We start from the raw sequence: 10818 nt of genomic DNA, 5'->3' as shown, positions 1-10818 counted from the left end.
GCAGCGAGTTTCAAACCGCTAATTGATATCCGCGAGCTTGTGCAGCGTGGCGCCGAAGATCAGGCTCGCCTTGCCGACCAGCGCGGTCCCGCTCATGGTGCCGCGGGTGTCGGTGAAGGTGCCGGAGACGCCGATGCCGACGGGCGCGGGCCCGCCGAACAGCGGGTTGTCGGTGTCGCGCGGCGTCGTGTGGCGTTGCACAAGGATTTCGCCCTTGAAGGCATCGCCCTTCACCGAGTAGCTGCCGGTGTAGTAAAGATAGGCGTCGCCGCCCAGTATCTGGCCGTCGCGGAAGAGAATGACGCCGCTGCCCTTGCCGACGCGACCGTCCAGCAGGGTGACGTGAATTGAGTAAAGTCCGTTCTTCATGACGTCCCGATTGCTGGCCGCCACGCCCACGGCAAGCCAGTTGGTTTTTTATGCCAAAGCGAGCAACCTCGTGCAATGCGGCAGGTTGATTCCCGGGTGTCCCGCGTTCGGGTGACCCTCGGTTCCTGCCAGGCAGTGTGACGGCGCAATGACAGCGGACCGTACGCGCGAATCAAAGTGGCCCGCGAAATGCATGGCTCTGGTTGCACTGGCCGGTGAGTGCTGGAGCAAACACATGTCTGACTGGATTGAATCCGGCGGCCATTGGGCACGCCCTCGCAGGCTCAATGGAACTCCGGCCCGCTATACGGGCCACATGATCGTATCCCTCGTGCTGATAACGCTGGTGTTGGTCGCGGCCATGCGAATCGCGCAGGCGCGCGATCCCGACGGCCGCTACGCCAATTCGCCGCTGAAGGAATGGTTCGACGGCCTGCGCAGCGGCAAAGGGCCGTGCTGTTCGGATGCCGACGGCACAGCGGTCAGCGATGTCGACTGGGAATCCAAGGACGGGCACTATCGTGTGCGCCTCGACGGGGCGTGGATCGATGTCCCCGACGAGGCCGTGGTCACCGAGCCCAACCGGGTCGGCCGCGCTATGGTCTGGCCGATTCCCAGCTACATGGGCGTGACGATCCGCTGCTTCATGCCTGGCAGCATGACTTAGCGCCGCACGCGTGGCTCAGACGTATTTCTGGTCGCGCTCGAGCAGTTCGATCGAGATGCCCTGCGGGCCGCGGATGAAGCAGATCCGCACGCCCGGACGGATCGTGGTCGGCTCCTTGGTGAATTCGACGCCCTTGGCCTTGATCTCGGCGGCGACCGCGTCGATGTCCTTCACCGTGAGCCCGAAATGATCGAGCCCCTGATAGGGCGTCACCGGCGCGGCGTTGACGCCGTCGCCCTGGGCCACCTCCGCAATGAACACCTTGGCGCCGCCGAGCTGGACGTCGATGCGGCCGGGGCCGCGGATGATCTCGCCGCCGAGAATGTCGCGCAGCCAGGTCGCGGTAGCCTCGGGATCGGGACTGCGCAGGTGGACGTGGTCCCAGGTGACGACAGGCATTGCGATCTCCTTGTTGTTGTCGTGCTGCTGTTCGGTGCGCGGCACTCGCTCCCGGGCGGCGCAAATCTAGCGAGCGGTCTGCTGGGATACCATCCCTCCGTTATGCCTGCCCAAGATTGTCGTCCCGGAATGAAACCATTGCGGCCGTCAGCGATTGTCTTCGCGTGGCCGCTCGACCTGCGGCCGTCCCGGAAGCCGCGCGGTGCGGCTTCCTCTCTGTGTGGGGGGCGGCCCGATCAGGCCGCCAGGGTGAGGGCACGACGATGCGGATCGGCTTGGCGTCGTTTCGGAGGTTGGCCGCCGGACGTCTCGGTGAAGGGGGCTTCTACGCCAGCCTGCTGCTGCCGCTGATTGCGCTCGCCGGGATCGCCGCATGGTTCATGCTCCCCGAGCCGAGCGACGCCGGAGACCAGGATGCCTGGCCGGTGTCGTCCATGATCCGCACCGCGCAGAATGCCCCGACCGGCGCGCAACCAGCCCAAATCACAAATCAGACCGCGAGGGATGCGCTAGCCGCACCGGCGGACGAGCCGACCACCGTCGGCGTGGCCATCGCCCCACAGGGGGCAGAGGAGGCCAAGCCGTTCGGGCCCGGCGCTGAAAGGCCGCCGCTGGACAAGCTGCGGATCGCCTCGCAATCGTGGCGGCGCGGCGGGTTGGGTTCGAAGGCGCTGGTCACCCTGACGCTGCGCAATGCCAATGATTTCGCCGTCAAGGATATCGAGATCGCCTGCGCCTTCATCCGCCGCGACGGTCGGCCGCTGACCGAGCGCAAGCGGCTGATCTCCGACACTATCGCCATGAAAAGCCGCAAGACCTACTCGCAAATGTTGGTCGGGTTCGTCAACGTTAACGCAAACAAGGCGAAATGTTCGGTCGTGACGGCGAGCCGCCTCTAATTCCCGGCATCTCGAAAAAGTGACCGCGAATTGACCTGCCGGGTGAACCGTAACGGCCGGACAGGAACTAACTAATAAACCAGCCGTTGATGAACGACCCGGGAGCGCGGATAGCGTCCGGGTGATCATGCGCAGACGATGAAATCGCCCGCGCGATGACTGATGTCGTCGCGCCGAGATGAGCCGCGCCCTGCTGCGCGGGGGGAGCTACCAAAATGCCTGTGGCGCGTTATTTCCTGTTCGTTGGTGGAGTGCTGCTCGCGCTGCTCTTCGTCGTCAATGCCATCGTGCCGCAGGAGGCCGTGGTCGCCGGCCAGAACCAGGGACTGTCGTCGCCGGGCGTCGACAAGACCATGGTGCGCATCAAGTCGACCCAGAAATTGCCCGAGCGGGTGGTCTACGACACCAATTTGCCGACCATTGTTCCGGCGCAGGTCAACGCGGTCGCCGCGGCCATCCCGTCGGCTACGGGCGATGCGTCGGCGCAAGCCCGCGTCCGCAATACGTTCGCCCAGTTCATTCCGCCGGAGAAGGCTGACGCGCAGAAGGTCGCGGCTGAGGCAAAATCGGCTGAACAACCGGCGCAGGCCCAGCCTCAGCAGCCGAAGAAGCGCAAGGTCGCGCGCTACCATGCCCATCCCCAGCAGCCGATGCGGCTGGCGCAGCCCGGCATGTATCAGCCTTACCGCGTCGCGCAGCAGCAGCCGCGCATGGGCTTCTTCGGCGGCTTCGGGACCTGGTAAGAAAAGGCTGCCGCAGCCGGCAATCGATCCGCCGCCGCAAACACTTGCGGCGGCATTTTCATGTCCGCGATCAGGCACGTCGCCGGATGCGGGAAGGCGTCCGAGCGCCGCCCGCTACCTTTAGCGCGGCAGGCGCGGGATCTTGTCCGCGAAGCCGTTGTAGCAGGTCAGCCGCTCGTCCTCTTCCTTCACGAAGCGGCAATCGTTGACGCCCTTGGCCGGGGCGGCCTTCGGCTTCGGCTGCGGCTTGAAGATCTCGTCGTAGCAGATCAGCCGTTCCTTGGTGGCATCGTCGATGTCCTGACAGGCCTGAAGCTTCTGGGCGACCGATTGCGGCTTGCCGGGCGCGGCAGGCTTCTCGCCCTTCTTGGCGGCCGACTTCTTGCCGACCTGGACCAGCGGCTTGTCGCCGACCATCGGCTGCGAGGTCGCTGCCGGCTTGTCGGCGTCGGCGGGGGCCGGCGTGGTGCCCTGGGCGAGCGCGGCAGCCGGGCAGAAGAGCGCCAGCGCGAGGATGATATGTCTCATGTCGAAAATGTCCGAAATGGCGTGATGACCGGAAGGGATGGCGCCGGGGATCGGAAAAGCCCGGCAAGCGCCGAGACTTAACGCAAGTCTTGCCCGAATCCTACCCCCAGAGGTGACCCGCCCGGCACCGATCCACCGGCAAAAGTGAGGGCAATTCGTCGCCGTTCGACCCGCGGGGAGAGCGTGAATTGCCTTTGCCCGGCGGGGCGGCTATGACCACGCCATCTGCGCGACTGGCGCTTGGATGGACCACCATCGGGGAGCGTAGAGACTGAACGCCGCGCGCCTGGGCACCGCTTCGAAACGGAGGTGCCATGACGGCGAACATTCTCGATGGGCATGCACATGCCCAAATTGTCATCGACAAGATTGCTGGCGAACTCGACCGGCTGCCCCGCGCGCCGGGGCTTGCGGTCGTGCTGGTCGGCTGCGACCCGGCGAGCCAGATCTATGTGCAGAGCAAGGTCAGGATGGCCGAGCGGCTCGGCCTGCGCGGCGAGGTCGCACGCCTGCCGGATGATGCCAGCGAGTCCGATCTGCTTGCCGGAGTAGAGGCGCTCAATGCGCGCGACGATATCGACGGCATCCTGGTGCAGCTGCCGTTGCCGGCGCATATCGACGCCTTGCGCGTGATGGCGGCGGTCGATCCCGCCAAGGATGTCGACGGCCTGCACGCCCTGAACGCCGGCCGGCTGTTTCACGGCGATGACGCGCTGGTGCCGTGCACGCCGCTCGGCTGTCTCCGGCTGATCAAGTCGGTCCGATCAGACCTCACCGGCGCCCATGCCGTGGTGATGATCGGCAGCTCCAACATCGTCGGCAAGCCGATGGCCGCGTTGCTGCTGCAGGAGCACGCGACCGTGACGCAGACCCATATCCACACCCGCGGCATCAGCAGGATCTGCCGCGAGGCCGACATCCTGGTGAGTGCGGTGGGCAAGGCCGGCCTCGTGCGCGGCGACTGGATCAAGCCCCAGGCCATCGTCATCGACGTCGGCACCACGCGCGTCGAGAGGCCGGACGGCGGCTATGCGGTGTGCGGCGACGTCTCGTTCGACGAGGCGGTGCAGGTCGCCGGCGCCATCACGCCGGTGCCGCGCGGCGTCGGCCCGATGACGATCGCCTGCCTGATGGAGAACACGCTGAAGGCGGCAAAGGCGAGGGCGGCGCGGCTGCATTAGCGCGGGATACCTGCGGCGATATGCGAGCGGTGGGTGTCGCTCGCGCATCACGCGCGAAGTTCATGACGTCCGGGGTAATGGAAAGCCCGCACCATTCGTCTATCGTCGCGCGACAGATGGAGGCGCGCGATGCTGTATGCGGAAGATCTCACCGAGGGCCAGACGTTCAGGCTTGGCAGCTACACGATCGGCGAGGCCGAGATCCTGGAGTTCGCCGGCAAATACGATCCGGTGCCAATCCATGCCGATCCCGTCGCGGCTGCGGCAGGCCCGTTCGGCGGACTGATCGCAAGCGGCTTCAACACCATTGCGATCTATCAGCGGCTCGTCGTGGAGGCGATCTGGACCAAGGTGGCGGGGATCGTCGGGCGGAGCTTCGAGATCCGCCTGCCGAGCCCGGTTCGGCCCGGCGCCACGCTCACCGGCCAATCCCAGATCCAGAAGATCACCATCAGGCCGGAGCGGCGCGACGCTGTTGTGATCTTCAAGACGGAGCTGGTCAACGACGAGCAGCGCCCGGTTCTTGTCCTCGTGCTCGACGCGCTGATCCGCATGCGGCCGGCGGAGCAGGGGCCGGTATAGGCGCGGCCTGAGGGGCATCCCGAAGTCATCCGCCTCGGACGGCCGTCAGCGCCTCTACGTGTTCCCCGCACGGGACCTTGTCGTCGCGCAATGTTGCGGCAATTATGACAAGCCGGCGGCAGAACGGCAGCGCATCAATGACGTCATCATCGACGAGGTCGTGCTGCCCGGTATTTACTTCGTCGATGCGCCGAAGGCATTCGACCCAGACGGATGTGCCGCCGTGAAACGCAGCAAGCAGACGAACGGAGAGATCGAAGCCAGGCGGCGCAAGGCCGAGGAATGGCGCCGCATCCAGGCGCAACGCGCCGCTGAACGGCAACGTCTCCGCGACTACAAGATTGCGCTGGCGCGCGACGAGGTTGCCGTGGATACGACGCGGCTCGCGCCATCGAACAGCTATTCGACTCCCGATTTCGTGCTGCGCGGAACCTATCGACCGGAGCCCTTTATCTGCAAGGACTGCGGCGTTGCCGAGGTCTGGACGCCGTTGCAGCAGAAATGGTGGTACGAGACCGCCAAGGGCGATGTATTTACCGCGGCAGTGCGCTGCCGGGCCTGCCGCACCAGGGAGCGCGCGCGCAAATCCGCCGCGCGCCGCGTGCACCTGGAAGGGCTCGCAAGGAAGAAGCCTCCCGTCTCGTAGCGATGGGCGTGACATCAGAGTCGCACTTCACATCTGATACGCGGGGAACCGCTGCGCAGGCGGTCAATGCGTCGCGCGTGCGGAACGTTTCGTTGCCTGATTGGTTCGAGACCTTGAAGCCCCCGATGTGGGGTGCGGGCGGGGAGGAACCAGCCAAGGAAACTTGTCAAGGAAACCTGTCAAGGAAACCATCGCGGCCGGAACCAACGAGAAGGAGCAGCGGATGAAACTCAATTCCACGCAAGTCAAGCAGACCATGACGCAACTGAATGCCCAGGTGCTTCCGGACGATCACCCGGCCGTGGCGCAACTGAACAGCGTGTTCGGTGAGCACACGTTCTTCGTCGACACCAGCGGGCTCAAGGTGCTTGAACCGGCCCAGACCTCCGACATGCCGGGGCAGACCGGCGAAGTCGTCAGTCTCGCCGAGTGGAGCGATCCGGAGCTGACCTCGCTTCGGCCGCACGAGCCCGAGCCGACCGGCGTGCTCATCGCGCTTGAACCCAGCAAGCACTGAAGCGTTCCAGCGCGAAGTGAATACCGGTTCGCGCAACCAAAACGCCACCAAGCAAGGGGATTGAGAGCATGATCCGATTCAATCGGATCGTGCTCTTTGTGCTGCATCGTGCGACACCGCGATCGGCCGTCCTGATGGCGACAGCCCCGACGTCGCATCAAGAGGTGCCGAAAGTCACATGGCAAATCAGCGCCGCCTGCGTATGCATCGGTTTGAGATGGGTATCCAGGCGGTGAGGGGCAGATGGGGATCGTGCGGCGCTGGAGCCCTGACGAGGACGAGAAGCTCAGAGAACTCGCCAGGGCCGGCAAGAACGCTCTCGAGATCAGCAACGAACTGACCCGCAGCGCTTCGGCGGTGCGCCGGCGCGCCGAGGTCCTGTCGGTCCTGATCATGGCAAAGGCGTTTCGCGCGCGCCCCTCGCATGTCGCCACCCATCTCGAGCGGGTCGCGATCGACGCGATCCGCAACCGCCGTCCGTTTCCCGCGGGCGTCGGCCCGAGCACCATTGCCGGAATGATCGAGAAGGGCTGGATCGTCCCGGAGATGGGGCGCAGATACAACGTGACCGATGCCGGCGTGGAGGCCGTGCGTCGGAAGATTCCGAGTGGCTGAAAGGAATGCCGGCTGCACGCCGGGCGCGCCATGCCGAAGCGGCTCGCTCTTCCGGTGGGGGAAGGCGGACTATTCGCGACCGAACGCAAGATTTCGCGCCCGAGACGGATGTCCCATCCGTTCAATCATCGGGGCGCGACGACCTGCGGCCTCTCTGTGTCCTCTTCAGCCCACCGATCTGATTGCGCCGATGCTCAACGCCCAGCCAGCCCAAACCGACCGATACCAAGCCGACCGATACCAGCGTTTCGCCGATCTCGCTGTCACCGTCGGTGACGCGATCAATGCGATCGCCGGGTTGAATCCGGCTCAGCGTACAGACGTGGACTTCCTCGAACGCGAATTCATCCCGGCGCTGGGGCTCAATGACGAACTGCTTCATGAGCAGCCGCCGGAGCTGGCGCCGAACTTCGGCAAGGGCCTCCACCTTTGGCAATACCCGAACCAGCTTGCGCCATACCTCGCCTGGCTTGCGCGCAATTCGTCCGGCGTTTCCTCGTACATGGAAATCGGCTGCCGCTGGGGCGGCATGTTCGTCCTGGTTACGGAGTGGCTCAGGAACAGCGGCGCCGACCTCAAGACCGTGATTGCACTCGATCCGATCGCGCCGACGCCCTTTATCTCGACCTATTTCGATCTGCTGCAGCAGCAGGCCGCTATCGAGCCGATCTACATCCAGGATTTTTCGACCTCGCCGCTGGTCGGTGCGCATGTCGACCGGCTGAAGCCGGACTTCGTCTTTATCGATGGCGATCACAGCCTGCGCGGTGCGCTACAGGATCATCTGCTGGTGCGTTCCCACGCCCGCATCATCGTGCATCATGACATCCATTCCCAAGCCTGTCCGGATACCACGCTGCTCTGGAAGGCGCTGAAGCAGTTCGAGGCGCCGAGCTTCGATACGTTCGAATTCACCAGCCAGTATCTGTCGATCAATGGCTCATTCCTCGGCATCGGCGCCATGAAGCGGCGCTCGGCCCAGATGTAGGACCGGGAGCCGGGCAATCGCCGCGATCACGAGCTCGCGGGCCGATCGCGGAGGTTCAGCTTGCTCTTGTCGCCGCCGGCCCAGGCCAGGGTCTTCGGGTCCATCACGCGGAACCAGAGCGGCGGGATCGCCGCCAGCCCGAACATGCCGGTGTAGCCGTTCGGCAGCCGCGGGATGTCGTCGAAATCGCGCAGCGACTGGTAGGGGCGCATCGGGTTGGCGTGGTGGTCGGAGTGACGTTGCAGGTGGAACGTCATCAGGTTCGAGACGATGTGGTTGGTATTCCATGAGTGGCGCGGCTCGACCGCCTGGTAACGGCCGTTCGGCAGCTTCTCGCGCAGCAGCCCGTAATGCTCGACATAGTTGGCCTGGGTCAGCGCGTACCAGCCGAGGAAATGGTGCGCGACGATGAACGGCGCGACCTTCCAGCCGAACAGCGCAATCAGCACGGCCGCGACGACGAGCGTCAGCGCAAAGCCCTGCAGGATCTCGTTGTTGACCGACCAGACCGGCTCGCCGCGCCTGGTCAGCCGTTCGGCTTCATTGCGCCAGCCGCGCTTGAACGCGCCGGGCAGCTCGCGCGTTGCGAACGCATAGATCGATTCACCGAAGCGCGCGCTGGCGGGGTCCTCGGGGGTTGCGACCCAAGTGTGATGGCCGCGATTGTGCTCGACGCGGAAATGCGCGTAGCCCACCGCGCAGTTGGCGAGCATGCCGAACAGGATGTTGAGCCTGTCCGGCTTGTGGCCGAGCTCGTGCCCGATCAGGAGCGCGCCGCCATTGATGGTGCCGACGCCGAGCAGCAAGGCGACATAGGACCACCACGGCAGATCCTGGGTGCCGAAGAAGGCGATCAGCGCGACGTAGTTGATCCAGGGAAACACCACGGTGACGCGTGCGAGCCGCAGGTAATAGGGATCGGCCTCCATCGCGGCGACCACTTCCGCCGGCGGATTGTGGGTGTCTTCGCCGAACACGACGTCGAGCAGCGGGATCAGGATGAAGATGAAGACGAACGGGATCAGCGTCACCAGCGGATTGTGCGTCCGCAGGAAGAGCCAGTAGGACAACAGCGGGATCAGCGGCGGAATGAACGAGAGCATCCAGAGATAGCGTTTGCCGTCCCGGTAGGTGATCGTTTCGCCAGCAGCATTGGTGCCCGTGAAGATCATCGCATTCCCTCCAGCATCTCTTGCGAGGCGGCGTTCGCCATTGTTGGGCCGAGCATGCCGCGAGGCGGGCCTGCGCCGCCAGTTCACAACAGGCCAATTTTGTGGCATTTTGCGCCAAGCTTGTTCGGCCGGACGTTCACGAGGGGGAGGTCGCCGACGCCATGCACGGATCGGAATCCGATGCCCTTCGCTCGCCGGTCTCCGCGGCCTATGCGCGGGCCCTGGTGCGGGCGTTTGGCCAGACGCGAAGCGATCGCGACGAGCTGCTGAAGGGCACCGGAATTCGGCTCGAGGCGCTCGACCAGCCCGGCGCTCACATGCCGGTATCCTCGCTGGTGGTGCTGGCGGCCAACATCACGCGCCGGCATGGCGAGCTGTGGCCGTTGTCGGCCGCGGCGGTGTGGTCGACATCGCTGCAAGGCGCGCTCGACGTCGCGACCAGGACGGCGCCGACCATCGCGGACGCGCTGGCGACCGGCGCGCGCTTCGGGTCGACCCGCGCGCCCTTCGTCCGTAACCGGCTGCGCAAGACCGCGCGAGCGATCCAGATTGAAATCTCTCCCGCCGTCGCGATGGATGAAGCGCTGTGGCACGCCGTGGCGCTGGCGGTCAGCCTCAATGTGCACGCCGTGTACGTCCAGCTGCTCGAGGATTCGATCGGGCAGGCGACGCTGCAATTTCCCTGGCCGCCGCCTGCGGGCGCGGCGCGGCTGCTCGAGCATTATTCCTGCGCGGTGAAGTTCAACGCTGCCGCTTTCATCTTCGAGGTGCCGAAAGCGCTTGGCGCGCGGCCGTCGCCGTTTGCCGATCCGCAATTGCACGCCAAGGCCATCGAAGCGCTCGAGGCGATCGAGAATCCGCAGCCCGACACCACGGCGCTGGCGGGGATCGTCGAGCGCCTGATCGCGGCGCGCCTGCCGCAGCGTCTTGGTGAGGAGGAGGCCGCGCGCCTCATCGGCACCTCGCGGCGAACGCTGGTGCGGCGGCTCGCCGAGACCGGCAGCGCCTTCCGCCCGCTGCTCGACGGCGTGCTGCGCGAGCGCGCGAGGATCATGCTCGCGGCCGGCACCCAATCGCGCGACGAAATGGCGGCCGCGCTCGGCTACACCGATGCGACGAGCTTCAGCCGGGCGTGCCGGCGGTGGTTCGGCGAGAAGAACGGGCGGGGTTAGGGCGCGATTGTTGGCTCGCGCAAGTCCACAGACCCTGGTGGACGGTACGCAGACCTAAACGATGCCGATCCCGTCAATGCGTATGCAGGGCGTCGTAGGCGTGGGCAAAAAACACAGCGGCGCTGAGGAGCAGCAGCGCGACAATGGTCGCTTCCATCATGACACTTCCCCATTATTGTTTGGGACAAGTGGTACCGGTCAATTGTTTCCGCCCGGTTTCGTCCGCTGATGAAAATGGTTTCGCGGCAGGATCGCTGCAACGATCGGCTGCCGGATCGAGCTCGCGCGGTGCTCGGATCGCTCGGCATCGATACTGTGACGCCGACCTAAAAGCTACGCC

14 protein-coding genes and 1 riboswitch are annotated in these 10818 nt (G+C 65.2%); of the genes, 10 read left to right on the top strand and 4 right to left on the bottom strand.

Annotation, left to right across the window (positions count from 1 at the left end; all coding sequences use genetic code 11):
• Window positions 1–18: 18 nt before the first annotated feature.
• Entirely contained in the window at window positions 19–369 is a 351-nt protein-coding gene (locus ACVIHF_RS18305) for a GrlR family regulatory protein (RefSeq protein ID WP_253608248.1), read from the bottom strand.
• Window positions 370–604: 235 nt separating this feature from the next.
• Between ACVIHF_RS18305 and ACVIHF_RS18300 the strand changes: the two genes are divergently transcribed.
• On the top strand, window positions 605–1036 hold the full coding sequence (locus ACVIHF_RS18300; protein WP_375167080.1) for a hypothetical protein: 432 nt from the start codon (window positions 605–607) through the stop codon (window positions 1034–1036).
• A 15-nt stretch (window positions 1037–1051) separates the two neighbouring features.
• Here ACVIHF_RS18300 and ACVIHF_RS18295 read toward each other — a convergent pair whose 3' ends face one another.
• Window positions 1052–1435: a VOC family protein gene (locus tag ACVIHF_RS18295; protein ID WP_028339253.1), complete on the bottom strand. Its 384-nt coding sequence runs from the start codon at window positions 1433–1435 to the stop codon at window positions 1052–1054.
• A 263-nt stretch (window positions 1436–1698) separates the two neighbouring features.
• Here ACVIHF_RS18295 and ACVIHF_RS18290 point away from each other — a divergent pair, with 263 nt between their 5' ends.
• Window positions 1699–2334 (top strand): hypothetical protein, encoded by a 636-nt coding sequence (locus ACVIHF_RS18290; RefSeq protein ID WP_253608249.1) that lies wholly within the window; start codon window positions 1699–1701, stop codon window positions 2332–2334.
• Window positions 2335–2549: 215 nt separating this feature from the next.
• A complete protein-coding gene (locus ACVIHF_RS18285) occupies window positions 2550–3077 on the top strand; it encodes a hypothetical protein (RefSeq protein ID WP_253608250.1) in 528 nt (175 codons plus the stop codon).
• Window positions 3078–3197: 120 nt separating this feature from the next.
• On the opposite strand, the gene ACVIHF_RS18280 is transcribed toward ACVIHF_RS18285, so the two are convergent.
• Window positions 3198–3605 (bottom strand): hypothetical protein, encoded by a 408-nt coding sequence (locus ACVIHF_RS18280; protein ID WP_028337625.1) that lies wholly within the window; start codon window positions 3603–3605, stop codon window positions 3198–3200.
• A gap of 219 nt (window positions 3606–3824) precedes the next feature.
• Window positions 3825–3904, top strand: a riboswitch (ZMP/ZTP riboswitch).
• Between the two features lie 15 nt (window positions 3905–3919).
• On the opposite strand from ACVIHF_RS18280, the gene ACVIHF_RS18275 reads away from it, so the two are divergent.
• From ACVIHF_RS18275 to ACVIHF_RS18250, 6 genes are all read left to right on the top strand, one after another.
• Window positions 3920–4786: a bifunctional 5,10-methylenetetrahydrofolate dehydrogenase/5,10-methenyltetrahydrofolate cyclohydrolase gene (locus ACVIHF_RS18275; RefSeq protein ID WP_456792409.1), complete on the top strand. Its 867-nt coding sequence runs from the start codon at window positions 3920–3922 to the stop codon at window positions 4784–4786.
• Between the two features lie 129 nt (window positions 4787–4915).
• Window positions 4916–5368 carry a MaoC/PaaZ C-terminal domain-containing protein gene (locus ACVIHF_RS18270; RefSeq protein ID WP_253608252.1) on the top strand — a complete coding sequence of 151 codons (453 nt, stop codon included), beginning with the start codon at window positions 4916–4918 and terminating at the stop codon, window positions 5366–5368.
• 58 nt (window positions 5369–5426) lie between these two features.
• A complete protein-coding gene (locus tag ACVIHF_RS18265; protein ID WP_253608253.1) occupies window positions 5427–6014 on the top strand; it encodes a zinc-ribbon domain containing protein in 588 nt (195 codons plus the stop codon).
• Window positions 6015–6237: 223 nt separating this feature from the next.
• Window positions 6238–6531 (top strand): hypothetical protein, encoded by a 294-nt coding sequence (locus tag ACVIHF_RS18260; protein ID WP_016846480.1) that lies wholly within the window; start codon window positions 6238–6240, stop codon window positions 6529–6531.
• A 243-nt stretch (window positions 6532–6774) separates the two neighbouring features.
• Window positions 6775–7146 (top strand): SANT/Myb-like DNA-binding domain-containing protein, encoded by a 372-nt coding sequence (locus ACVIHF_RS18255; RefSeq protein ID WP_016846479.1) that lies wholly within the window; start codon window positions 6775–6777, stop codon window positions 7144–7146.
• Between the two features lie 190 nt (window positions 7147–7336).
• Complete coding sequence (locus tag ACVIHF_RS18250; RefSeq protein WP_253608254.1) at window positions 7337–8134, top strand: class I SAM-dependent methyltransferase; 798 nt, start codon at window positions 7337–7339, stop codon at window positions 8132–8134.
• Window positions 8135–8160: 26 nt separating this feature from the next.
• Here the strand turns inward: ACVIHF_RS18250 and ACVIHF_RS18245 are convergent, their stop codons facing one another.
• Window positions 8161–9306: an alkane 1-monooxygenase gene (locus tag ACVIHF_RS18245; protein WP_253608255.1), complete on the bottom strand. Its 1146-nt coding sequence runs from the start codon at window positions 9304–9306 to the stop codon at window positions 8161–8163.
• A gap of 161 nt (window positions 9307–9467) precedes the next feature.
• Here ACVIHF_RS18245 and ACVIHF_RS18240 point away from each other — a divergent pair, with 161 nt between their 5' ends.
• Window positions 9468–10478 carry a helix-turn-helix domain-containing protein gene (locus ACVIHF_RS18240; RefSeq protein ID WP_253608256.1) on the top strand — a complete coding sequence of 337 codons (1011 nt, stop codon included), beginning with the start codon at window positions 9468–9470 and terminating at the stop codon, window positions 10476–10478.
• The last annotated feature ends 340 nt before the right edge of the window (window positions 10479–10818 follow it).

The organism is Bradyrhizobium sp. USDA 4506 (genome assembly GCF_054058795.1).
Note: the sequence above shows the minus strand (reverse complement) of the source record. Positions and strands in the feature narration are given on the sequence as shown.